Source organism: Ectothiorhodospira mobilis (assembly GCF_900114895.1).
GTDB classification, from domain to species: Bacteria; Pseudomonadota; Gammaproteobacteria; order Ectothiorhodospirales; family Ectothiorhodospiraceae; genus Ectothiorhodospira; species Ectothiorhodospira mobilis_A.
Genome location: NZ_FOUO01000014.1, coordinates 1 through 22,242, shown reverse-complemented (window position 1 = coordinate 22,242; position 22,242 = coordinate 1). Strand labels below are relative to the sequence as shown.

General features: G+C 67.7%; 21 protein-coding genes and 1 tRNA gene. 11 read left to right on the top strand and 11 right to left on the bottom strand.

Annotated features, from left to right (window positions below; genetic code table 11):
• Nucleotides 1-19 precede the first annotated feature (19 nt).
• A complete protein-coding gene (gene gatB / locus BM214_RS09965) occupies nt 20-1,450 on the top strand; it encodes an Asp-tRNA(Asn)/Glu-tRNA(Gln) amidotransferase subunit GatB (protein ID WP_090486483.1) in 1,431 nt (476 codons plus the stop codon).
• Nucleotides 1,451-1,510: 60 nt separating this feature from the next.
• Here the strand turns inward: gatB and BM214_RS09960 are convergent, their stop codons facing one another.
• The 6 genes from BM214_RS09960 to BM214_RS13035 form a co-directional block, all read right to left on the bottom strand.
• Nucleotides 1,511-2,266, bottom strand: a complete 756-nt coding sequence (locus tag BM214_RS09960; protein ID WP_090486480.1) for a HesA/MoeB/ThiF family protein — start codon at nt 2,264-2,266, stop codon at nt 1,511-1,513.
• Nucleotides 2,267-2,274: 8 nt separating this feature from the next.
• Nucleotides 2,275-3,252: a lipoyl synthase gene (lipA, locus tag BM214_RS09955; protein WP_090486477.1), complete on the bottom strand. Its 978-nt coding sequence runs from the start codon at nt 3,250-3,252 to the stop codon at nt 2,275-2,277.
• 68 nt (nt 3,253-3,320) lie between these two features.
• Complete coding sequence (locus BM214_RS09950) at nt 3,321-4,559, bottom strand: HDOD domain-containing protein (RefSeq protein ID WP_090486474.1); 1,239 nt, start codon at nt 4,557-4,559, stop codon at nt 3,321-3,323.
• The gene (locus BM214_RS09945; RefSeq protein WP_090486472.1) at nt 4,552-5,775 is read right to left on the bottom strand and encodes an HDOD domain-containing protein; all 1,224 of its coding nucleotides are present in this window, start codon (nt 5,773-5,775) and stop codon (nt 4,552-4,554) included. The genes BM214_RS09950 and BM214_RS09945 overlap by 8 nt, the downstream gene beginning before the upstream one ends.
• A gap of 35 nt (nt 5,776-5,810) precedes the next feature.
• Nucleotides 5,811-7,085, bottom strand: a complete 1,275-nt coding sequence (locus tag BM214_RS09940) for a bifunctional O-acetylhomoserine aminocarboxypropyltransferase/cysteine synthase (protein ID WP_090486469.1) — start codon at nt 7,083-7,085, stop codon at nt 5,811-5,813.
• A gap of 164 nt (nt 7,086-7,249) precedes the next feature.
• Complete coding sequence (locus BM214_RS13035) at nt 7,250-8,098, bottom strand: hypothetical protein (RefSeq protein ID WP_090486466.1); 849 nt, start codon at nt 8,096-8,098, stop codon at nt 7,250-7,252.
• Nucleotides 8,099-8,173: 75 nt separating this feature from the next.
• Between BM214_RS13035 and BM214_RS09930 the strand changes: the two genes are divergently transcribed.
• A complete protein-coding gene (locus BM214_RS09930) occupies nt 8,174-8,938 on the top strand; it encodes a YdcF family protein (RefSeq protein ID WP_090486463.1) in 765 nt (254 codons plus the stop codon).
• 15 nt (nt 8,939-8,953) lie between these two features.
• Here the strand turns inward: BM214_RS09930 and amrS are convergent, their stop codons facing one another.
• Nucleotides 8,954-9,988, bottom strand: coding sequence for an AmmeMemoRadiSam system radical SAM enzyme (gene amrS / locus BM214_RS09925; protein WP_090486460.1), 1,035 nt, complete (start codon nt 9,986-9,988; stop codon nt 8,954-8,956).
• A gap of 233 nt (nt 9,989-10,221) precedes the next feature.
• Here amrS and amrB point away from each other — a divergent pair, with 233 nt between their 5' ends.
• Entirely contained in the window at nt 10,222-11,025 is an 804-nt protein-coding gene (amrB, locus tag BM214_RS09920) for an AmmeMemoRadiSam system protein B (RefSeq protein WP_342351311.1), read from the top strand.
• Nucleotides 11,012-11,578, top strand: coding sequence for an AmmeMemoRadiSam system protein A (gene amrA / locus BM214_RS09915; RefSeq protein ID WP_090486456.1), 567 nt, complete (start codon nt 11,012-11,014; stop codon nt 11,576-11,578). Before amrB ends, amrA begins: the two co-directional genes overlap by 14 nt.
• Nucleotides 11,579-11,644: 66 nt before the next feature.
• On the opposite strand, the gene BM214_RS09910 is transcribed toward amrA, so the two are convergent.
• Complete coding sequence (locus BM214_RS09910) at nt 11,645-11,839, bottom strand: YjfB family protein (protein ID WP_090486452.1); 195 nt, start codon at nt 11,837-11,839, stop codon at nt 11,645-11,647.
• A 164-nt stretch (nt 11,840-12,003) separates the two neighbouring features.
• Between BM214_RS09910 and BM214_RS09905 the strand changes: the two genes are divergently transcribed.
• Both BM214_RS09905 and BM214_RS09900 read left to right on the top strand, forming a co-directional pair.
• Nucleotides 12,004-13,194: a PQQ-dependent sugar dehydrogenase gene (locus BM214_RS09905; RefSeq protein ID WP_218149054.1), complete on the top strand. Its 1,191-nt coding sequence runs from the start codon at nt 12,004-12,006 to the stop codon at nt 13,192-13,194.
• 126 nt (nt 13,195-13,320) lie between these two features.
• Nucleotides 13,321-13,397 (top strand) — tRNA-Arg (locus tag BM214_RS09900).
• A 74-nt stretch (nt 13,398-13,471) separates the two neighbouring features.
• Here BM214_RS09900 and BM214_RS09895 read toward each other — a convergent pair.
• A complete protein-coding gene (locus BM214_RS09895; RefSeq protein WP_090486586.1) occupies nt 13,472-14,473 on the bottom strand; it encodes an Rpn family recombination-promoting nuclease/putative transposase in 1,002 nt (333 codons plus the stop codon).
• Between the two features lie 251 nt (nt 14,474-14,724).
• On the opposite strand from BM214_RS09895, the gene BM214_RS09890 reads away from it, so the two are divergent.
• The 5 genes from BM214_RS09890 to umuC all read left to right on the top strand — a co-directional run bounded on the left by BM214_RS09890 (nt 14,725) and on the right by umuC (nt 21,916).
• Nucleotides 14,725-15,153 carry an HIT family protein gene (locus tag BM214_RS09890; RefSeq protein WP_218149053.1) on the top strand — a complete coding sequence of 143 codons (429 nt, stop codon included), beginning with the start codon at nt 14,725-14,727 and terminating at the stop codon, nt 15,151-15,153.
• A gap of 36 nt (nt 15,154-15,189) precedes the next feature.
• Nucleotides 15,190-19,029, top strand: coding sequence for a DUF3427 domain-containing protein (locus BM214_RS09885; protein WP_090486443.1), 3,840 nt, complete (start codon nt 15,190-15,192; stop codon nt 19,027-19,029).
• Nucleotides 19,030-19,230: 201 nt separating this feature from the next.
• Nucleotides 19,231-20,079: an HDOD domain-containing protein gene (locus BM214_RS09880; protein WP_090486440.1), complete on the top strand. Its 849-nt coding sequence runs from the start codon at nt 19,231-19,233 to the stop codon at nt 20,077-20,079.
• 131 nt (nt 20,080-20,210) lie between these two features.
• Entirely contained in the window at nt 20,211-20,645 is a 435-nt protein-coding gene (gene umuD, locus BM214_RS09875) for a translesion error-prone DNA polymerase V autoproteolytic subunit (protein WP_244887942.1), read from the top strand.
• The gene (gene umuC / locus BM214_RS09870) at nt 20,642-21,916 is read left to right on the top strand and encodes a translesion error-prone DNA polymerase V subunit UmuC (RefSeq protein ID WP_090486432.1); all 1,275 of its coding nucleotides are present in this window, start codon (nt 20,642-20,644) and stop codon (nt 21,914-21,916) included. The genes umuD and umuC overlap by 4 nt, the downstream gene beginning before the upstream one ends.
• Before the next feature lie 28 nt (nt 21,917-21,944).
• On the opposite strand, the gene BM214_RS13030 is transcribed toward umuC, so the two are convergent.
• Nucleotides 21,945-22,127, bottom strand: a complete 183-nt coding sequence (locus tag BM214_RS13030) for a phenylpyruvate tautomerase MIF-related protein (RefSeq protein WP_090486429.1) — start codon at nt 22,125-22,127, stop codon at nt 21,945-21,947.
• Nucleotides 22,100-22,242: transposase domain-containing protein (locus tag BM214_RS09860; protein ID WP_143096381.1), on the bottom strand; the 143-nt coding region annotated here is incomplete at its 5' end. The genes BM214_RS13030 and BM214_RS09860, both read right to left, overlap by 28 nt.

Genomic DNA, 22,242 nt, shown 5'->3' with positions numbered 1-22,242 from the left:
CTTCTACCGGGCATTGAATATGCAATGGGAAACGGTCATCGGGCTTGAGATCCACGCCCAGCTCGCCACCAGATCCAAGATCTTCTCCGGCGCCGCCACCGCCTACGGCGCCGCCCCCAACACCCAGGCCTGCGCCGTGGATCTGGGGCTGCCGGGGGTGCTGCCGGTGCTCAACGAGGGCGCGGTGCGCATGGCGGTGAAGCTGGGCCTGGCTATCGGGGCCGACATCGCCCCCCGCTCCGTGTTCGCGCGCAAGAACTACTTCTACCCGGACCTGCCCAAGGGCTACCAGATCTCCCAGTACGAACTGCCGGTGGTCTCCCGCGGGCAGTTGGAGATCGAGCTGGAGGACGGCCAGGCCAAGACCGTGGGCATCACCCGGGCGCACCTGGAGGAGGACGCGGGCAAGAGCCTGCACGAGGACTTCCACGGCATGACCGGCATCGACCTCAACCGCGCCGGCACGCCGCTTCTGGAGATCGTCTCCGAGCCGGACCTGCGCTCGGCCCGGGAGGCGGTGGCCTACATGAAGAAGCTCCACTCCCTGGTACGCTACCTGGGGATCTGCGACGGCAACATGCAGGAGGGGTCCTTCCGCTGCGACGCCAACGTCTCCGTGCGCCCCCGGGGCAGCGACACCTTCGGCACCCGCACCGAGATCAAGAACCTCAACTCCTTCCGCTTCGTCGAGCGGGCCATCGACTACGAGGTGGAGCGGCAGATCGACGTCCTGGAGGGGGGCGGCACGGTGGTGCAGGAGACGCGCCTGTTCGACCCCGACCAGGGGGAGACCCGCCCCATGCGCTCCAAGGAAGAGGCCAACGACTACCGCTACTTCCCGGACCCGGACCTGCTGCCCCTGGATATCGACGCCGCCTTCATCGAGGCGGTGCGGGCCACCCTGCCGGAACTGCCGGACGAGAAGAAGCACCGCTTCATGGAGCAGTACGGCCTCTCCGCCTATGACGCCGGTGTGCTCACCGCCAGCCGGGAGATGGCCGATTACTTCGAGGCGGTGGCGGCGGCCTGCCAGGGCCCGGCCAAGACAGCGGCCAACTGGGTCATGGGGGAGCTCTCCGCCGCCCTGAACAAGGATGGCCTGGAGATCGGCGACAGCCCCGTGACCGCCGAGGCCCTCGGCGGCCTGCTGCGCCGCATCCACGACAACACCATCTCCGGCAAGATCGCCAAGGAGGTCTTCGAGGCCATGTGGGCCGGCGAGGGGGACGCGGATACCGTCATCGAGGCCAAGGGGCTCAAGCAGATCACCGATACCGGTGCCATCGAGCAGGTCATTGATCAGGTGATCGCCGATCATCCCCAGCAGCTGGAACAGTACCGCGCAGGCAAGGACAAGCTCTTCGGCTTCTTCGTCGGGCAGGTGATGAAGCGCACCGGCGGCAAGGCCAATCCGGCGCAGGTGAACGACCTGCTGAAAGGGAAACTCTAAGGCCTGCAGGTGCGGCCCGGCCCCAGGCCGGGCCATCCGTCCCGGCCCGGTGCAGCGGTTCTAGCCCGCCGGGCGCGCCCCGCACACCGGGCATGCGGGATCGCGGCGGATGCGGATGGTGCGCCACTCCATGGCCAGGGCATCCAGCAGCAGCAGACGTCCCCGCAGGGTGGGCAGCCCCAAAAGGGCCTTCAGGGCCTCGGTGGCCTGCAGGCTGCCCAGCACCCCGGGCAGGCTGGCCAGCACCCCCGTTTGGGTGCATCCCTCCGCCTCCGCCTCCTCCGCCTCGCCGTAGAGGCAGTGATAGCAAGGGCTGTCCGCCACCCCCGGTTCGAATACCGTGAGCTGGCCCTCCATGCGGATCACCGCCGCCGACACCAGCAGCGTGCCCGTGGCCACGCTGGCCCGGTTGACGGCGAAGCGGGTAGCGAAGTTGTCGCTGCAGTCCAGGGCCAGATCCGCCGCCGCCATGGCCGCCTCCAGGGCGGCCCCTTCCAGGGCCTGTGCCTGCGTCTTTACCTCCACCTGGGGGTTGATTGCCGCGATGGCCTGCCGCGCCGACTCCACCTTGGGCTGGCCGATGCGGTCGGTGGTGTGCAGGATCTGGCGCTGCAGGTTGGACAGGTCCACCTGGTCGAAGTCCACCAGGGTGAGCCGGCCCACCCCCGCCGCAGCCAGGTACAGGGCCGCCGGGCTGCCCAGCCCCCCCAGGCCGATGATCAGGACCCGCGCCGCCTGCAGGCGGCGCTGGCCCTCCACCCCCACCTGGGGCAGCAGGATCTGGCGGCTATAGCGCAGGAGCTGCTGATCGTCCATGACCCGCTTCAGGCCCCTGCCTTGCGGGCGGCGTCGTAGGCGGCGGCCTGCTGGTCCGCGTGGTAGGAGGAGCGCACCATGGGGCCGCTGGCCACCTGGGAGAAGCCCAGGTCATAGGCCACCCGGGCCAGGCGGTCGAACTCCTCGGGGGTGACGTAGCGGTCCACGGGCAGGTGGTGCCGGGTGGGCTGCAGGTACTGTCCCAGGGTGAGCATCTCGCAGTCGTGCGCCCGCAGGTCCTGGAGCACCGCCTCCACCTCCTCCGAGGTCTCCCCCAGACCCAGCATGAGCCCGGATTTGGTGGGGATGTGGGGATGGCGGGCCTTGAAGTCCTTGAGCAGGCGCAGGGACCAGGCGTAATCGGCCCCCGGCCGCGCCTGACGGTAGAGGCGGGGCACCGTCTCCAGGTTGTGGTTGAAGACATCCGGCAGGCCTTCCTCCAGCACCTCCAGGGCCAGTTCCATGCGTCCGCGGAAGTCGGGCACCAGGATCTCCACCCGGGTCTGCGGGCTCAGCTCCCGGGTGCGGCGGATGCATTCCACGAAATGGCCCGCGCCGCCGTCCCGCAGATCGTCCCGGTCCACGGAGGTGATGACCACGTAGCGCAGGCCCATGGCCTGCACCGTGCGCGCCAGGTTCATGGGTTCCTCCGGGTCCAGGGGCTCGGGGCGGCCGTGGGCCACGTCGCAGAAGGGGCAGCGGCGGGTACAGATGTCCCCCATGACGATGAAGCTGGCCGTGCCGTGGCTGAAGCATTCCCCCAGGTTGGGGCAGGAGGCCTCCTCGCAGACGGTGTGCAGGTGGCTGTCCCGCAGCACCCGTTTGAGGTGCTGCACCTGCGCACTCCCCTGGGCCCGGGCCCGGATCCAGGGGGGCTTGCGCTGCGGGCGCCGGGTGGGGTCGATCTTCACCGGGATGCGGGCCACCTTCTCGGCGGCCCGCTGCTTCTCGCCCCGTGCGGGGCGCTTATGGGTGGTTTCGGTCATGGCGTATTCCATGTTCGTGCCGCCCGGGGCGGCGGTGACAAGGGGGCGCCGTGGCGCAGGGCGCCCCTTCAGGCGGTGGAGGCCCCGAGCAGATCCAGCACCTCGCGGATCTCCTCCCGGGCCTCCTCGAACAGGTCCAGTTTCAGTTCCCGGTCGGGCTCCGGCAGGCCCAGCTTGGTGTAGGCCGGCACCTGGTCGTAGCGGGGGATCTCCCCGCGGGCGGCGTCGCCGGAATGGGCCAGGTAATAGAGCTGGGCCACCAGCACCACGTCGCAGTAGTCCGGGGGACGGGTCCCGTTGCGGTCCCAGCGTCCGCCCTCGCAGATCACCTGGACGATGTCCGCATCCAGACCCCAGTCGTTGATCACCAGTTCCCCCACCACCGGGTGCAGGTGCTGCAGGATCTGCTCCCGTTCCTCCTCGGGCAGATCCGGATGGAGGCGGGCCAGGTCGTCCAGCAGCGGCACCATGCCCACCTGATGCAGCAGTCCGGCCAGCATGGCGTGCTCCGCGTCAAAGCCTTGGCCGTGGCGCGCCAGGATGTGGCTCAGGGCCGAGACGTGCACGCTGCGCTCCCAGAGGGCGTGCATGCGCTGCCGGATGGCGGGGATCTGGGTGCGGAAGACCTGCTTCAGGGCGATGGCGGTCACCAACTGGCGGGTGGTGTCAAAGCCCAGGCGCACGATGGCGTCGCGCACGTTGTGGATGGGGCTGCTACCCCCGTAGCGGGCGCTCTTGGCGGCCTTGAGCAGCCCCCCGGTCACCGCCATGTCGGTCTGGACGATGCGCGCCAGGCGGGCGGCGTCGATCTCCGGGTCGTTCATGGCCGCCTGCATGCGCATGGCCACCTCCGGCAGGGCGGGCAGGACCAGCTGGCCGGTGATGATGCGCTGGTAGATGGCCCCGAACAGGCCGCTCTCCATCTCGCTGAGGGGGGTCTCCCGGATCTCGTAGCCGGATTCCGTCTGTTGCCGGATCAGGGTCTCGTAGAGGTTGCGGTCGAGGCGCAGCAGGCGGCTTTCTGTGAGGGCAGTGGCGTATTCCCGCAACCGTCCGCTGCCAAAGACGGGCTGTTGTGCCCGTGGTCCATGGGCCTCGATGATCAGCGGGCGGCCCTCACTGAACAGACTGACCTTGCCCTCCAGCAGGTAGAGCATCCAGCGGGTGGTATCGGCCGCCTGCAGCTTTTCGCCGGGGGCCAGTTCCAGGTACACCGCCTTGCGGGCCAGGTGTTCCCGGGCAGCGGGGTCCAGCTCCGCCACGGGGGTGAGCCGGTCCAGGATCGCGGGGTCGATGCGTTCAGCCATGGAGCACCTGTCGGATGATGGCCATCTCTTCCTCGGCCTCCCGCAGCACCGCCAGGTTCATGTCCTCCTCCAGCGGGCCGAGGCTCAGCTTGGCGAAGGCGGGCACCTGGTCCGGTCGGGGCAGGTCCTGCCCGTCCCCCTGCCGGCCCTGTCTGAGCAGCTGGGAGACGATGATCAGGTCGCAGTAGTCCGGCTCCGGGGCGGGGTCCCGCTGCCACCGCTCGGATTGCTCCGCCACGGTGACCATCTCCGGGTCCATGCCCCAGTAGTTCATCACCATCACCCCCGTGAGGGGGTGCAGCTTGTCGATGGTGGCCTCCAGGGCGGCGGGGGAGACCTCCAGGCCCTGGCGGGCCACGTGATGCAGGATGGGGATGGCGCCGATGCGGTGCATCAGGCCTGCCAGCTGGGCCCGTTCCGGTTCGAAACCGCGCACATGGCGGGCGAGCACATGGGCGATGGCGGAGACGTCCACGCTGTGCTGCCAGAGGTGGTTCATGCGCTGGCGCACGGCGGGCGGGCCGCCGGAGAAGGTGTGCCGCATGGCCAGGTTGAAGGCCAGCCGTTCGGTGGTGCGAAAGCCCAGGCGCACCACGGCCTCGCGGATGTTGGTGATGCGCTTGGTGGAGCGGTAGACGGGGCTGTTGGTGGCGTGGATCAGGGCCCCGGCCACCGAGGGGTCGGTCTGGATCACCTGGGTGAGTTGGTCGATGCCGGCATCCGGATCGCGGGTCAGGCGCTGGATGCTCATGGCCACCTCGGGCATGGTGGGCAGTTCCAGGCGGTTGCGCGTGGTGGCCTCGTAGACCCGCTGCAGGATCGCCGCCTCCTCCGTGGTGGTCTCGGTGTCCTCCACCTCGAAGCCGCGGGTGCGCTCGGCGTTGAGCAGACGGGCGAAGGCCTCCTTGTCGACGCACAGCAATACGCAGTCGGTCTCGGCCACGGCGAACTCCCCCTGGCCGCGCTCGCTGAACAGGGGCAGGTGGGCGCGGGTGGATCGGCTGTCCACGGAGGTGGGTGTGCCGCGCCGGACCAGGTTCACCGTCCCCGCCGCCAGGTAGAGCAGGTGATCCCGGTCATCGGCGGGGCTGAACTTGGCCCCGGCCCGCAGTCCCCGGGTCTGGACCTGCTGTCGCAGCTGTTCCAGGCCGGCCTCCGAGAGTTCCCGGATGGGGCTGAGGGGTTTGAGGAGTTCCGTTCGGATGGCTGCGGGCATGGTCCGGGTCCGCGGGTGGATGGGGGCGGGCGTCTTCAGGCCGCCGCCTGCAGGGCCTGGTCCAGGTCCTCCAGGATGTCGTCCACGTGCTCGAGGCCGATGGAGAGGCGCACCATGTCCTCCCCCACACCGGCCCGCTCCAGCTCCTCGGCGGAGAGCTGGCGGTGGGTGGTGGTGGCCGGGTGGCAGGCCAGGGTCTTGGCGTCGCCGATGTTCACCAGGCGTACCGTCAGCTGCAGGGCGTCGATGAAGCGGGCCCCCGCCTCGCGGCCCCCCTGGATGCCGAAGGAGAGGATGCTGGCGGGCCGTCCGCCCATGTATTTCTGCGCCAGGGCATGCTCGGGATGGTCCTCGAGGCCGGAGAAGTGCACCCAGTTCACCCTGGGATGGTCGCGCAGGAAGCGGGCCACCGCCAGGGCGTTGTCGCAGTGGCGGTCCATGCGCACCGGCAGGCTCTCGATGCCCTGCAGGATGAGGAAGCTGTTGAACGGCGACAGGGCGGCCCCCATGTTGCGCAGCGGCACCACCCGGGCGCGGCCGATATAGGCGGCCTCCCCGAAGGCCTCGGTGTAGACCACACCGTGGTAGGAGGGGTCCGGTTCGCACATCTGGGGGAACTTGTCCTTGTACTCGTCCCAGGGGAAGCGGCCGGAGTCCACGATGGCGCCGGCCATGGTGGTGCCGTGGCCCCCCATGTACTTGGTAAGGGCGTGCACCACGATGTCGGCGCCGAATTCGAAGGGGCGGCACAGGTAGGGCGTGGGCACGGTGTTATCGGCGATCAGGGGCACGCCGTGGGCATGGGCCAGGTCCGCCAGGGCCTGGATGTCCGCCACGTTGCCCGCCGGGTTGCCGATGGTCTCGCAGAAGACGGCGCGGGTGTGCTCATCCATGAGGGCGCGCATGGCGTCCAGGTCCCCCGGCGGGGCGAAACGCACCTGGATGCCGTAGCGGGGCAGGGTGTGGGCGAAGAGGTTGTAGGTGCCGCCATAGAGGGTGCTGGTGGTGACGATATTGTGACCCGCGTCCGCCAGGGTCATGATGGCGTAGGTGACCGCCGACATGCCCGAGGCCAGGGCCAGGGCCCCCACCCCTCCCTCCAGGGCCGCCACCCGCTTTTCCAGGGCGTCGGTGGTGGGGTTCATGATGCGGGTGTAGATGTTGCCCTCGACCTTCAGGTCGAACAGGTCGGCCCCGTGCTGGGTGTCGTCGAAGGCGTAGGAGGTGGTCTGGTAGATGGGTACCGCCACGGCCTTGGTGGTGGGGTCCGGGCGAAAGCCCGCATGCACGGCCAGGGTCTCGAATTTCATCGGTTCCTCCACGGGAAGTCCCGTCCCCCGAAGCGGCGCGGGGTGGGGCGGGCGGTGGGAATCCGTTCCGCCACCGTTCAGGACGAAGACGGTCTCGCGGCCCGTCCGTGCCGCGGCAAGGGATGTTGCAAGGGGTTCATGATAGCGGAATTCGGCCGCATGCGTCAGCGATCCCCCGGGGGCGGCTGCGCCGGCGGGATCCCCAGGTCGGGGAGCTTCCCTTCCAGGAAACGGCGCATGGGGGCCGACATCAGGTGCTCCCGGTCCACCCCCTCCACCCAGCCGTAGATGGACAGGCGCAGGTCCTCCAGGGAGTGCACGTTGCGTTGCAGGTCGTCCAGCAGACGGCGGTACTCCTCCAGGGTGGGGTTCACCTTCAGTTCGCTGAAGAGGGACGCCAGGGCCTCCAGCATGGGGGCGGCGGTCTCGGGCAGATCCAGGTCCGCCGGCGCGGGACGCACGGCCTGCGCCGGGTCCGGGTCCACCCAGATGCGAAAGCATCGCCGTCCCAGGGTGTGGTAGAGGGGGTCGTCGCTGAGGAGGCAGACCATCAGGTGGCGCCGGTGGGCCTTGAGGCTGATCTCGCCGTAACGCCACAGGCCGTTGCCCAAAAATTCCGCCAGGCGCAGGTGCTCGCGAAAGGGGGCCCGGTGCAGGGCGTCCAGGATGAGCAGGGTGGGATCCCCCTCGCTGAGGGCACAGGCCTCGGCCATCACCCGGTCCAGGGGGGCCACCGGCGGCTCCCCCACGGCCTCTTCCGCCTCCTGCGCAGGGACCAGGCGTACGGGTTCTTCGGGCGGCGGCGGGGTGAACTCGTGGTAGAGGATGTGGGCATACCCCAGGGCCTGGCCCAGGGCATGGGCGAAGGCGGTGCGGCGTCCCCCCTGGGTGCCCTCCACATTGAGACAGCGCAGGTGATCGTGCCGGGCACCGAGCAGACAGCGCACCGCATGGTCATACTCCTCGTTGGCCACGAACCCGTGTTCCGCCAGCCGTTGTCGCAGGCTCTTCATGCCGGGGCACCTCCCGCCGCCATTCTAGGGGAAGGTGGGCCTGGACGGCACGGACCCAAGGGCAAGGAAATCCGCATGCACACCCTCGAACTCCTGCTGATGCCCCCCGCCAGCGGCCTGATCCTGACCCTGCTGGGGCTCGCCCTGTGGCGCCGCGGCGCGGGGCGCCTCCTGGTGCTGCTGGGGCTGGGGAGCCTGTATCTGGCCTCCCTGCCCATGGTCTCCCATGCCCTGGTGGGGGGCCTGCAACAACGGGCCGGGGCGGTGGCCAAGGCCCCCCAGGCGGAGGCCATCGTCGTCCTGGCCGGGGGGCGGCGCAGCGATGCCCCGGAGTACGGCGGCGATACGGTGAACCGCTATTCCCTGGCACGGGCCCGCTACGGGGCGGTGCTGCAGCGGCGTACGGGGCTGCCCCTTTTGGTGAGCGGCGGGCGCGTGGAGGGGGATGAGCCCCGCAGCGAGGCGGCGCTCATGGCCGATGTGCTGGAGGCGGAATTCGGCGTGCCGGTGCGCTGGCGGGAGGAGGAGAGCCGCAACACCTGCGAGAACGCCTTTTACACGGCGCGCCTCCTGGCCGCCGAGGGCATCGGGGAGGCCATCCTGGTGACCCACGCCCTGCATGTGCCCCGGGCCCGCTGGTGCTTTCGGCGCACGCCGCTGCAGATCCGGGCCATGCCCGTCTATTGCAGCCGTCCGCAGGAGGAATCCGGCTTCGACTGGCGCGGCCTGATCCCCCAGGCGCAGGCCATGGAGCGCACCCGCTTCGCCCTGCACGAATACCTGGGGCTGGCCTGGTACCGGGTCCGCTATGGCGACCGCCCCCTGGGCGGGGGCGGCTGAGCCTTCAGGGGGCCTTCAGAAGACGCCGGCGCAGACGCTGCCGCAGTCGGGGCAGTGCCCTCCCGGTTTCAGGCGCATCTCCAGGATGCGGTAGCCGTCGCGCCGGATCAGGGGGGCACCGCAGGCAGGGCACCAGGTGGTGCTGCCCTCGGGATCGCGCACGTTGCCGGTGTAGGCGTGGTGCACGCCGTTGTCCCGGGCGATGCGCCGGGCGTGGCGCAGGGTTTCCGGCGGTGTGGGCGGCAGGTCGGTCATGCGCCAGTCCGGGTGGAAGGCGGTGAAGTGCATGGGCACGTCCGGCCCCAGGGTCTCCACCACCCAGCGGGTCATGGCATCCAGTTCTGCCGGGTCGTCGTTCTGGCCCGGGATCAGCAGCGTGGTCAGCTCCAGCCAGATGCCGGTATGCCGCCGCAGGTAGCGCAGGGTCTCCAGCACCGGTTCCAGATGGCCGCCGCAGAGCTTCCAGTAGAAGGCCTCGTCGAAGGACTTCAGGTCCACGTTGGCGGCGTCCATGGGGGCGAAGAAGTCCTCCCGTGCCCCGGGGTTGATGTAGCCGGCGGTGACCGCCACGCTGCGGATCCCCGCCTCGTGGCAGGCGCGGGCGGTGTCGGTGGCGTATTCCAGGAAGATCACCGGATCGTTGTAGGTGTAGGCCACGCTGCGGCAGCCGTGTTGCCGGGCCATCTGCGCCAGTTCCTCCGGGGTGGCCCGGGCCTGCAGGCGGTCCATCTCCCGGGAACGGCTCATGTCCCAGTTCTGGCAGAAGCGGCAGCTGAGGTTACAGCCGGCGGTGCCGAAGGACAGGATCCGGCTGCCGGGCAGGTAGTGGTAGAGGGGCTTCTTCTCGATGGGGTCCACCGCGAAGCCGGAGGCGCGGCCATAACTGGTGAGCACCACCTGATCGCCATAGCGGCCCCGGACGAAACACAGCCCCCGCTGCCCCTCCTGTAGCTTGCACTCCCGGGGGCAGACATCGCATTGCAGGCGCCCGTCCGCCAGGCGGTGCCAGTGGCGGGTGGGGACCATGGGGGTGTCGGCGTCGATCTGCATGATGCTCTTCTAGCATCCCCTTTCGGTTCGGGGTGAGACCTGCGTCAAACCAAGTAGATCAGTCGGGTATTACACTTCTTCCTGATGACCCCGTACGGTCTGCCGGGGCCGGGCCTTCCGGGGCCCGGGTCCAGGGATCCATCCGCATCCGATACGGTCCCAAGGGGAAAGGTTCCCGATCCTGTTACGCGCCGGCAGTGTGAGCCGGCGATACAAGGCCTCAGGAGGATGAGATGATCGTGGCAAGCGTTCGTCCCCCCGCCGTTGCGGGGCAGTTCTATCCCGCCCGACCCGAGGCCCTGGCCTCCACGGTGCGGGGCTATCTGGAAGAATCCCGCGGGCGCGCCGCGCTGCCGGCACCCCCCAAGGCCCTCATCGCCCCCCACGCGGGCTATATCTACTCCGGGCCGGTGGCGGGCAGCGCCTACAACGCCCTTCCGCAAGAGCGACTCGCCGCCATCCGCCGAGTGGTGCTGGTGGGGCCGGCCCACCGGGTGGGCTTCTACGGCATCGCCGCCCCCACCGCCGAGGCCTTCGAGACCCCCCTGGGGGCTGTGCCGGTGGACCAGGAGACCGTGGAGCGGGTGGTGCGCCTGCCTACGGTATTCCGTTTCGATGATCCCCACGAGAGTGAGCACAGCCTGGAGGTGCAGCTGCCCTTCCTGCAGTGTCTGCTGGAGGATTTCACCGTGGTGCCCTTGCTGGTGGGCAGCGCCAGCGGCGAGGAGATGTCCCGGGCCCTGGAGACCGTATGGGGGGGCGAGGACACCCTGGTGGTGGTGAGTTCCGACCTGAGCCATTACCTGGACTACGCCACCGCCCGGGAGGTGGACACCCGCACCTCCGAGGCCATCGCCGCCCTGCGCCCCGAGGCCATCCAGCCCGGCCAGGCCTGCGGCCATGTGCCCGTGCAGGGGTTGCTGCTCAGCGCCCGCCGCCACGGTCTCGAGGCCCGGGTGCTGGATCAGCGCAGTTCCGGGGATACCGCCGGTCCGCGGGAGCCCGTGGTGGGGTACGGTGCCTATGCATTCCATTGAGTTGCGGGAAGCGGAACGCCGGCTGCTGTTCGATCTGGCGCGGGGCGCCCTGGAGCACCCGCCGGCCCCGCCGCCGGTGGAGGAGGAACGCCTGCCTGAACCCCTGACCCGGCCGGCGGCCACCTTCGTCACCCTGAAGAAGGAGGAGCAACTGCGGGGCTGCATCGGCACCCTGGAGGCCCACCGGCCCCTGGCCCGGGACGTGGCCCACAACGCCTGGGCCGCCGCCTTCCGGGATCCCCGCTTCCCGCCCCTGGAGCGGGAGGAGGCGACGGCGGTGCGCATCGTCCTCTCGCTGCTGGGACCGGCGCAGCCCCTGGAGGTGGAGGATGAGTCGGAATTGCTGCGCACCCTGCGCCCCGGTGTGGACGGGTTGATCCTCTCCTGCGGGGCGCTGCGGGCCACCTTCCTGCCCGCGGTGTGGCAGGACCTGCCGGATCCGGCGGATTTTGTCGCGGCCCTGGGGCGCAAGGCGGGCCTGTCCCCGCACCACGGGTTCGGGGACTTGGCCTTCTGGCGCTATACGGTGCTGGAATTGGAGGAAGGGGCATGAGCCGGCCCCGACCCGTGCATCAGCTGCGGGCGTCGGGGCCGGGCCCTCTTCCGGGCCGGGATGGCCTCAGGCGGTGGTGTTGATGGTGTTGCCCAGGTGATCGGGCAGGGCGGCGGCGGTCTTGTTCATGCCCTCGATCAGACCCGCAGCCGTCTGGGCCTGGCTGTCCATGGCCTTCTTGGCCACGGATATCTGCGCCGACTGGGCGGTCTGCTGTTGTACGAGCTGGGTGGAAAGGGCGGCGATGGGGCTGGAATCCATGGAAACACCTGTCTGGACGGATGGATGGGCAGGGACCGCTTGCAGGCAGTCCCAGTACTGATTGGTCGGCAGCGCGGCGTTGGAGTTCAGCCCCGAAGGCCCCATCCATCGCCCAAAACGCCCCGCCGATAGGTTGAGATCGGAATCAATGGATGGTGCACATCATGTCCATGGCACGCCTTTTCCTGTGGTCGTTACCGCTCCTGTGCCTTGCGTCCCTTGCGCATTCCGCTCCGGACGGGGTCTTTCCGGAGGGGGAGATCGTCCGGGCGCGGGTGGAGTCCGAGTTGGCGACGTTTCACGTGGTACGGGTGGTGGACGGCCTGCGGCACCCCTGGGCCGTGGACTGGCTGCCGGATGGCCGCATGCTCATCACCGAGCGCGGCGGTAGCCTCTACCTGGTGGATGGCCGCAAGGCCACCGCAGTTTCCCAGGTGCCCCAGGTCTGGGCCGAGAATCAGGGCGGTCTCCTGGACGTGGCGGTGGCGCCGGACTACGCAAAGACGGGCTGGATCTACCTCACCTACACCCTGCGGGAGGACGGCAAGGGGGGTACCGTGCTCGCCCGCGCGCGCCTGGAGGGCACGAGGCTCACCCAGCTGGAGGAGCTCTACCGGCAGACGCCATTCCTTGCGCCCAACTACCACTTCGGTTCCCGCATCGCGTTCCTGGAAGACGGCACCCTGCTGGTGACCCTGGGGGAGCGGGGGCAGCGGCGGGAAAGGGTGGTGGATATCCCCACGCCCAGCACCTCGGTGGGCACCACCGTGCGCCTCCATCCGGACGGCTCGATACCGGACGACAACCCCTTCGTGGGGCAGGAGGGGGCCCGCCCGGAGGTCTACAGCTATGGCCACCGCAACGCCCAGGGCATGGCCATCCACCCGGAGACCGGCGCCATCTGGCAGCACGAGCACGGGCCCCACGGCGGCGACGAACTCAATCTCATCGAGCCCGGCAACCACTACGGCTGGCCCGACGTCAGCCTCGGCGACACCTATTCGGATCAGCGGCCCATCGGTGTGCCCTCGGCCCCCGGTGTCACGGACCCCGTGGCGTCCTGGGACCCCTCCCCCGCCTTCTCGGGCATGACGTTCTACACGGGGGAAGCCTTCCCCCGCTGGCGCAACCACCTCTTTATGGGGGCCCTCGCCCAGCAGCAGATCCTGCGCATCGAACTCAATGCGCACAACCGGGTGGTCCACCAGGAGGCATTGCTCCGCGGCGAGATCGGACGCATCCGCGACGTGGCCCAGGGTCCGGATGGCCGCCTCTACCTCCTGACCGACATGCCCGATGGCGGACTCTACCGGCTCGATCCTGTGCGGGAGCGCCCCGGCCCCGACGCGCGTTGACCCCGTTCAGGGAAGGACCGGGGCCGGGGGCTTGGCGAACGGGGTCTATTGGGCTATGCTCCCGCATCCTTGACCCACCGGCCTGGTCCACGGCCCGGTTGGGGTGTGGTACAATTCCTTCGTAACGCGCCCGTAGCTCAGCTGGATAGAGTACTGCCCTCCGAAGGCAGGGGTCGCAGGTTCGAATCCTGCCGGGCGCGCCATCTCCCCTAAGATCAAAGGCTTATAGCCTCTCCGTCGGCACCGAAATGGCCGATCCCATCACTGATGATGGGAATCAGTGTCCGGGCGTCCCGCTCAGCAACGCTTCCAGCGTCTCGGCCTCCAGGATGGCCTCGGCCCAGGTTTCCAACTGCTCGGTACCGGCCTGGTCGAGTCGGTTCTGCGCCCAGGTGGGGATCACGCCGTACTTCTTGACGATCAGTCGGGTGAGCATGCGGCGGGTGCCTTCTTCCCGCCCCTGCTCAAGGCCCTGCTCAATGCCCTGTTCAAGGCCCTCCTGGCGCCAGCGTTCGGGCCATTTCTTGATGCGTTCAGCCAACATGGTGTGCACCTCATGCAGTTCCTGTAGATCGTTCAACTCGGGCAGCTCCATGCCGGGTGCCCGATGGGGGAGCCATACGCGCCGTATCCAGACCACGAAGGCCCGGCGCAGGCTGGTCTGTTCGGGGGCCTTGAGCCAGTCCACCAGCCTGCCTAGGGCATGGAGCATGTCCTGCTCGTCCCGGTTGTTCTCCAGCCGGAACAGGGCGGCGACCACATTGCGTGCCGGCTCCGACCAGGCCGGGTCGTTGACGATGGCACCCTCGTCCAGCAGGAGATAGCCAAGGGCAGGGCGGTAGTGCTCCAGTCCTCCCGGTACCTGTTCGACCAGTTCGGCGACGTTGGGTGCCGCATGCCAGCGTTCCTCCCCATTGTAGAGCACCACCGGCAGGACAGGCGGGAGCCTGCCTGTGGGGGTCAGCGCCTTCTGCCGGATCAGATCCTGGTAGAGCAGTCCCACATAGCTCATGATGCGCACCGCCATGAACCGGTCCACGCTGCTTTGAAACTCCAGCAGGAGATAGACGTAGACCCAGTCCTCCCCCCAGCGGATGCGCCATATGACGTCGTCCTCGCGATCCCGCAGCTCATCGGTCACGTAGGAGCCACTGACCTTCTCCAGGCTGGTGAAATCGAGCTGCTCCACCCAGGCTTCCCGGACGAAGCCGGTCAACAGATCGTGCACCATACGCGGATGGGAGAAGAGCAGCTTGTAGCTGTTGTCGTGATGGGTCATGGGGAAGCTGGTCTCGCCTGGGGTGATGCCCGGGGACGGGATGCGGTGGCGCCAATACTCGACCGCAGTCATTGCCGGATCCTCCCGGGAGGATACCTCAAAGGCGCGCCGACATCCCTTGATGGCCAGGTATCCGGAAGGGGCTAAAGGTCAACCGGGCGCTGCCTGGTTACTTGGGATGGTACTGTGTGCCCAGGGTGCAGAATGATACACAGCTCCCGGGTGCGCATGGATAGACAGGAGGAATGACCTTGTTCGAGTTGGATGAACGTCTGGAGGCAGACAGCGTGTCCGTGGGAACGCGGGATGGCTGTCTGGTGCGACTGTTTCGGGACGCGCGTTATCCCTGGCTACTGGTGATCCCGGCGATGGGTTGCTTTCGCGAATGGTGGGAACTCGCCCCCGGTCAGCGCATGGTGATGGACGGGGTGCTTGCCGAGTGTGCCCGTGTGCTGGCAGTCCTGCCTGGCGTTGAAAAGACGAACCTGGCCACACTCGGCAACCTGGTGCCGCAGTTGCACTGGCATGTGGTGGGCCGCCACGCGGGTGATCCCGCCTGGCCGGGGCCTGTCTGGGGATACGGCGATCCGGAGCCCTACGATCCCGGGAAGCAGGCCGACCTGGTGGCCTATCTGCGCAGCGCGCTGGGTCTTGATACGGTGGATGAGACGGGACAATAAGATGTACCGGCTCGCTAAACCCAGGGCATCAGGGACGTGAACAGCACCATCAACCACTACAACCAGCACGCAGGCCAGTTCATCGCCGACACCCTGCACGTGGATATGGACCCCCTGTACCAGCGCTTTCTCAGCCACCTGCCGGCCGGCGCGCGGGTACTGGATGCCGGTTGCGGTGCCGGGCGCGATGCCCTGGCCTTCCAGCGGCGGGGTTATCGCGTCAGTGCATTCGATGCCAGCCAGGCCTTGGCGGATTATGCCTCACAACTGCTTGGCCAGCCGGTGCCCGTTCGCCGGTTCGATGAGGTGGACGAGATTGAGCGGTACGATGGCATCTGGGCCTGCGCCAGCCTGCTGCATGTGCCTGCCGCCCACATGCCCGCCAACTTCCAGGCGCTTTGGCAGGCCCTGAAACCCGGCGGTGTCCTCTATTGCAGATTCAAACTGGGTACGGGCGAGCGGACCCGTAAGGGCCGCCACTTCACCGATGCCAACGAAGAGCAGATCCGCGCCTGGGCCCAGGATCTCACCGGGCTGGCCGAGTTGGAATGCTGGCTCACCGAGGATCGGCGCCCGGATCGGGAAGAGCACTGGCTGAACTGTCTGCTCCATAAGGCCACCCAAAAGCTGATCACTGGCGGTGATGACCATCCCTTCCTGCCCCATCTGTGCAGCAGCATCCATCGGGCCGATGCCATCGACATGGCGGTGGCCTTCATCAAGCACACCGGCCTGCGCCTGCTGCTGCCCGATCTGCAGGCTGCGCTGGATCGCGAAGCCACTGGCCGCACACCCGTCCGTATCCGCATCCTCACCAGCGACTATCTGGACATCACCGATCCCCAGGCCCTGCGCACCCTCATGCTGCTGCAAGAGCGGGGCGCTCAGGTGCGGGTCTACCAGAGCCAGGGAGGGAGCTTTCACCTGAAGGCCTACCTGTTTGCCGGCTCGCAGGATGGCGATGCCCACTGGGGCTGCGCCTTCATCGGCTCCAGCAACATTAGCCGTCAGGCACTGCAGCAGGGGTTGGAATGGAACTACCGGATCAACTATCCGGGGGACAAGGGATTTCTCGAGGCCCGTGAGCATTTCCAGGCCCTGTTCAACGATCCGGCCACGGTGGCCCTGTCGGATGAGTGGATCGATGCCTACGATGCCCGCCGCATCCCGCCGGATCGTTCATGGGAGCCAGGCAGCACCGAGTCGGAGCCGCCGCCCACGCCCACCCATCTCCAGGCGCAGGCCCTGGAGGCTTTGGCGCAGACACGCCGGGACGGCTACCAGCGCGGGCTGGTGGTGATGGCCACCGGCCTGGGCAAGACCTGGCTTGCTGCCTTCGATACGCAGCAGATGGGCGCCCGCCGGATCCTGTTTGTGGCCCACCGTGAAGAGATTCTCAACCAGGCCGCCGCCACCCTCGCCCGCATCCACCCCAGTGTCCGGATCGGCTTCTATCACGGCCGCCAGCGCGACACCCAAGTGGATATCCTCTGCGCCTCGATCCAGACCCTGGGCCGGGTCGATCACCTGGAGCGCTTCGGGGCGGGGCATTTCGATTACATGGTCGTGGATGAATTCCACCACGCCGCCGCGCCCACCTATCACCGTTTGCTGAACCATTTTGCCCCCACCTTCCTGCTGGGCCTCACCGCCACCCCCGACCGCACCGACAACGCCAGCATCCTGTCGCTGTGTGACGATAATCTGGTCTTCGAGAGCGATCTGTTTGCCGGGGTGAACGCGGATCTGCTGGTGCCGTTCCACTACTACGGGGTCTTTGATGAGGATGTGGACTACCAAGGCATCCCCTGGCGCAACGGCCGTTTCGACCCGGATCTGCTGGGCAACCGGCTGGCCACCCTGGCCCGCGCTCGACATGCCCTGAAGACCTGGCGGGCGCAGGCCCAGCACCGGACCTTGGCCTTTTGCGCCTCCACGCGCCATGCCGATTACATGGCAGAGCAATTTGCCGGGCAGGGTGTGAGGGCGGCGGCGGTCTATGCCGATTCCCAGCTGTCCCGGGGTGAGGCCCTGGAGCAGCTGGCCAGTGGCCATCTGCAGGTGTTGTTCTGCGTGGATCTGTTCAACGAGGGGGTGGACCTGCCGGCCATCGACACCGTGATGATGCTGCGTCCCACCGAATCCCGCATCCTGTTCCTGCAGCAACTGGGTCGGGGCCTGCGCAAGGCCGAGGCGAAGGAGAGACTGGTGGTGCTGGATTTCGTGGCCAATCACCAGAGCTTTCTGCACAAGCCCATGGCGCTGATGAACCGGACCATGACCCATCAACAACTGGCCCGGTTTGCCCGCGACCTGGAGAAGCAGACCCTGGATCTGCCCAAGGGTTGCTACGTCAATTACGACCTGCGGTTCATTGATTTTCTCAAGTCGTTGGGTGCGGGCGGCACCGAGCTTCAGGATCAGTACCACAGCCTGCGCGACACCCTAGGCCGTCGGCCGACCCTGACCGAGTTCTACCGCGCCGGTGCCAGCCTGAAAGCGGTGCGCCGGCAGTATGGTGACTGGTTCGGACTGATTGCCGCTCTGGAAACGGAGCTGGATGCCGAGACGCAGGCGGTGATCCAGCAGCAGGCGGACCTGCTCCGGGAGCTGGAGAACACCGCCATGACCAAGAGTTACAAGATGGTCCTACTGGAGGCCTTCCAGGAGCTGGATGGCTGGCGGGAGGCGCCCACCCTGGCGGATCTGGCCACGCGCTCCTGGCAGGTGTTGCAGCGCCGACGCCCGCTGCTAGCGGACCTGCCGGAGGCGTATCAGGGGCTTGCCGAACCGCCGGATGACTGGCTGAGCTATTGGCGGAAGAATCCGGTGGCGGCCTGGGCCGGAGGGTCTTTTTTCACCCTTGAGGGAGATCGTTTCATCGGTGCGACAGCGGTTTCTCCAGACCGCATTTCCACCCTGACGGCCTTGGTGCAGGAAGTGGTGGATTACCGGTTGGCCACCTATGAGGTCAGGCAGGGTTTGGGTGGCGCCACGGTCACGTCTTTGTCCAGCCGCAGGCCGGAGCAGGTCTCGCTGCCGTATTTCTCCAACCTTAAGATCGCCTGTGGCCACTTCAAGACGGGTACCGCCGACTGTGAGGAATACCGCAGTCTGCCGCTGGAGGGTTACGGTCGTCTGGATCCCGGTCGGCACTTCATCGCCCGCGCCTCCGGAAACTCCATGAACGGCGGCAAGCAGCCGGTGAAGGATGGCGACTATCTGCTGCTGGAACTGGCCAGTGCCGAGAGTGCGGGCCGGATCACCGGCGAGATCCTGGCCATCGAGCGTCAGGACGGGGCGGGCGACAACCAGTACCTGCTGCGCAAGGTGCTCAAGGACCCCAGTGGTCAGTACCGGCTCCGGGCCAGCAATCCGGATTACGAGGATATCGTGGTCACGCCGGAGCTACAGGGGCAGCTCCGCACCTTTGCCCGCTTCAAGGGCGTGCTGGATCCGTTGTGGATGGCGGTGGGGGAGCGGTTTGCCCGGGAAGAGATCCCCGGCCTTTTCAACGTGGAATTCAATCCGGGCAGCTGGAACAGCGGTCATGTGGTGCTTGGGGAGCAAAAGGTCCATGTGCTGCTGGTGACCCTGAACAAGCAGGGCAGGGTGGCCGATCATCGCTATCTGGACCATTGGGTGGACGACAGCCATTTCCACTGGCAGACCCAGAATCAGACAACGCCCCAGAGCAAGCGGGGCCGCGAGATCATCCATCATGAGGAGATGGGCATCGGTATCCATCTCTTCATCCGGGAACATAAGCTGGAGCAGGGGAAGGCCGCGCCATTCACCTATTACGGGCCGGTGCGGTATCTCAAGCACCAAGGCAGTGGACCGATGAGTGTGGATTTTGAGGTGAGTAGTTCATGACTCGACTCGCTTGGCAGGTCGGTGGGTTTGGTATGGTACGGGCTGAGCGGGGATGCATCGGCCCCATGTCGGTGTAGTGTGCACCCGGGGCTTTGCTGTCCCTGGCGTCCGTTGGTTCGATGTGTGCCGGCCCAGCTCGGTGAGATGCCCCCACCGCTGTCCTGCTTTGCAGGACATTCCCCCATGGACATGGAGTGATGCATGCACCAAGAACAGGCCTTCCGGGAATTCAGCATCCCCGCCCACCCCGCTGTGCTCTCGGAACTTCAGCAATTGAATCAATCCCCCCATGCCTCCCTGGGGCAGTTCGCCGACCTCATCGCCAGGGATGTGGGGCTCTCCGCCAGTGTGCTCAAGACGGTGAATGCCCCCGCCTTCGGCCTGGGGCGGCAGATCACGGACATCCACAATGCCGTGAATCTGCTCGGCACCCGGGTGGTGAGCCAGTTGGTGGCGGGGCAGTTACTGCGCCAGTCCATCCGGGGCAAGTCGTCCATCTCCCTGGAGAAGTTCTGGGACACGGCCACTCAGACCGCCCAGGTCATGCTCGTGCTCAGGGAGCACCTGGGTCTGCGCTCGGCCTGCCCTTCGGAAGATGCCTACAGCTTTGGCCTGTTCCGGGATTGCGGCATCCCCATCATGGCCATCCGCTATCCCGATTACCGGGAGGTATTGATGGAGGCCAACGACGCCCCGCAGCAGGTCTTCACCGACGTGGAGGAACGGCACTACCCCGTCAATCACGCCATCATCGGCTACTATGTGACCCAGTCCTGGCACCTGCCGGATGCCTTGGCCCAGCTCATCCTGCGCCACCACGATCCATCCTTCCTCGAAGACACCCGCGTATCCGAGGCGCAGAAGACCCTGTATGCCCTGGCCAAGGTGGCCGTCAACGTGCTGAGCCGGGTGAAGTACCAGAAGGAAGACACCGAATGGCCCGCCGTCGGCGGCCCGGTCCTGGAGTATCTGCATCTGAGCGAGTACGACCACGACGTCCTGCAGGCCGATATGGCCGACGAACTCATGCTGCGGGATGATATCTGCTGACGACGCCGCCGGCTGAAGGGGCGGCGCTGGCAACGGATCTCCCCCGGCGCGGTCCCGCGGGCCGGGCGTGGTTTATGTGCATCCCTCTCCTGCTATACTGTAAAAATAAACAGTATTTGCAGGAGGTGTCTGTGTCCGCTTGCGTGCTGGGCCGGGCGGGTCCTGGTCGTGCGTTGCGCATTCCCCTGTTCCTGGAGCGGGTGTCGGCGGGGTTCCCGTCGCCGGCCGCGGATTACGTGGAACAGACCCTGGATCTCAACGAGTTGTGCATCCGGCGGCCGGCGGCCACCTTCTTCGTGCGGGTGTCTGGGGATTCCATGGCCGGGGCCGGCATCCAGCCGGAGGACGTGCTGGTGGTGGACCGCTCGCTGAAGGCCCGCCATGGCGATATCGTCATCGCCAGCATCCACGGTGAGATGGTGGTCAAGGCGCTGGAGCTGCGCCCCCGGGCGCGGCTGGTACCGCGCAACCCGAACTATGCCCCCATCGAGATCACCGAGGACTCGGGGTTCGAGGTCTTCGGCGTGGTCACGGGGGTGGTGCGGCAGTTGGCGCGGTCGTCATGAGCCGGTCCGGCCTGTTCGCCCTGGTGGACTGCAACCACTTCTATGCCGCCTGCGAGCGGGTGTTCCGTCCGGACCTGCGCCATCGCCCGGTGGTGGTGCTGAGCAACAACGATGGCTGTGTCGTGGCCCGCTCGCCGGAGGCCCGGGCCCTGGGGATCCCCATGGGGGTGCCCGTGTTCCAGGTGCGGTCCCTGATCCGGCGCCACGGGGTGGCGGTATTCTCGTCCAACTATGCCCTGTACGCGGATCTGTCCGCGCGGGTGATGCAGATCCTGGAGGGGCTGGCGCCGCGGGTGGAGGTGTATTCCATCGACGAGGCGTTCCTGGATCTCTCCGGCTTCGGGGGGCGGGATCTGGAGGGATTCGGGCGCGAGCTGCGGGAGACGGTGGGGCGCTGGACCGGCATCCCCACCTGCGTGGGCATCGCCCCCACCAAGACCCTGAGCAAGCTGGCCAATGCCCTGGCCAAGGCGGATGCGGGCGCCGGTGGGGTGATGCTGCTGCAGGATCCCCGCCAGCGGGAGGCCGCCCTGGCGCGGATGCCGGTGACCGCGGTCTGGGGGGTGGGGCGGCGCCTGGGGGCGCGGTTGCAGGCCGCAGGGATCGACACGGCCGGGCAACTGGCCCGAGCGGAACCGGGCTGGATCCGGCGGCGCTTCTCCGTGGTGCTGGAGCGCACGGTACGGGAGCTGCGCGGGGAGTCCTGCCTGGATCTTGACCCCGGGGACGAGGCCCGGCAGCAGGTGCTGTGCTCACGCTCCTTTGGCGAGCGCATCACCTGCAAGGGCCGCATGCGCGAGGCCGTGAGCACCTATGTCGCCCGGGCCGCCGAGAAGCTGCGCCAGGACGACCGCCTGGCCCGGCAGGTGAGCGTGTTCATCCAGACCGCCCTGTACCGGGAGGACGAACCCCGCTATGCCCGCACCGCCACCGGGGCCCTGGCGGAGCCCAGCCGGGATATTCGGGTGCTGAGCCGCCTGGCCCTGGAGCTGCTGGACGGGATCTGGAAGGAAGGCCATGCCTATGCCAAGGCGGGGGTGTTGCTGGCCGATCTGCACGCCCCCGGCACCTGGCAGTCCGATCTCTTCGCCCCGGCGGGGGATACCGCCCGCAGCGACGAACTGATGCGGGTGATGGACCGCATCAACGGGCAGGGCAGGGGCCGGGTGTGGCTGGCCGGCCAGGGCATGCAGCGGCCCTGGGCCATGCGCCGCGCCCATCTCTCCCCCGCCTACACCACCCGCTGGGATGCCCTGCCACGGGTGCGTTGAGGCGGCCCCATCTTCCGCCAGGTGGGGCTCAGAAGGTGCCCCCCTTGAAACCGAACAGATGCCGGGCGGGGGAGGCGAATTCGATATAGACCCGCTCCGGCGGCACGTCCAGGGATTCCCCCACCAGCCCCGTCAGGGCGGCGGAGAACTGTATCCGTCCGGTAGCCCCCGTATAGCCAGCCGTCAGTCGGGGCTGGCATGCTCCCCGCAACTCTGGGCCAGCGGTGCCCAGTGATAGGGCAGCAGTTCTTGGAGGCGATTGGCGGGATGATCCTGGATGCGCTCAAGCACATCGATCAGATAGTGACGGGGGTTCACCCCGTTCT

Excerpts from the sequence above, each read along its gene's own strand:
- BM214_RS09905 (WP_218149054.1), top strand. The coding sequence starts at position 12,004 with ATGTCCATGGCACGCCTTTTCCTGTGGTCGTTACCGCTCCTGTGCCTT.
- amrB (WP_342351311.1), top strand. The coding sequence starts at position 10,222 with ATGATCGTGGCAAGCGTTCGTCCCCCCGCCGTTGCGGGGCAGTTCTAT.
- BM214_RS09910 (WP_090486452.1), bottom strand. The coding sequence starts at position 11,839 with ATGGATTCCAGCCCCATCGCCGCCCTTTCCACCCAGCTCGTACAACAG.
- BM214_RS09940 (WP_090486469.1), bottom strand. The coding sequence starts at position 7,085 with ATGAAATTCGAGACCCTGGCCGTGCATGCGGGCTTTCGCCCGGACCCC.
- amrS (WP_090486460.1), bottom strand. The coding sequence starts at position 9,988 with ATGCAGATCGACGCCGACACCCCCATGGTCCCCACCCGCCACTGGCAC.
- BM214_RS09930 (WP_090486463.1), top strand. The coding sequence starts at position 8,174 with ATGCACACCCTCGAACTCCTGCTGATGCCCCCCGCCAGCGGCCTGATC.
- lipA (WP_090486477.1), bottom strand. The coding sequence starts at position 3,252 with ATGACCGAAACCACCCATAAGCGCCCCGCACGGGGCGAGAAGCAGCGG.
- BM214_RS09895 (WP_090486586.1), bottom strand. The coding sequence starts at position 14,473 with ATGACCCATCACGACAACAGCTACAAGCTGCTCTTCTCCCATCCGCGT.
- BM214_RS09945 (WP_090486472.1), bottom strand. The coding sequence starts at position 5,775 with ATGCCCGCAGCCATCCGAACGGAACTCCTCAAACCCCTCAGCCCCATC.
- gatB (WP_090486483.1), top strand. The coding sequence starts at position 20 with ATGCAATGGGAAACGGTCATCGGGCTTGAGATCCACGCCCAGCTCGCC.
- umuC (WP_090486432.1), top strand. The coding sequence starts at position 20,642 with ATGAGCCGGTCCGGCCTGTTCGCCCTGGTGGACTGCAACCACTTCTAT.
- amrA (WP_090486456.1), top strand. The coding sequence starts at position 11,012 with ATGCATTCCATTGAGTTGCGGGAAGCGGAACGCCGGCTGCTGTTCGAT.
- BM214_RS09880 (WP_090486440.1), top strand. The coding sequence starts at position 19,231 with ATGCACCAAGAACAGGCCTTCCGGGAATTCAGCATCCCCGCCCACCCC.
- BM214_RS09960 (WP_090486480.1), bottom strand. The coding sequence starts at position 2,266 with ATGGACGATCAGCAGCTCCTGCGCTATAGCCGCCAGATCCTGCTGCCC.
- BM214_RS09950 (WP_090486474.1), bottom strand. The coding sequence starts at position 4,559 with ATGGCTGAACGCATCGACCCCGCGATCCTGGACCGGCTCACCCCCGTG.
- BM214_RS13035 (WP_090486466.1), bottom strand. The coding sequence starts at position 8,098 with ATGAAGAGCCTGCGACAACGGCTGGCGGAACACGGGTTCGTGGCCAAC.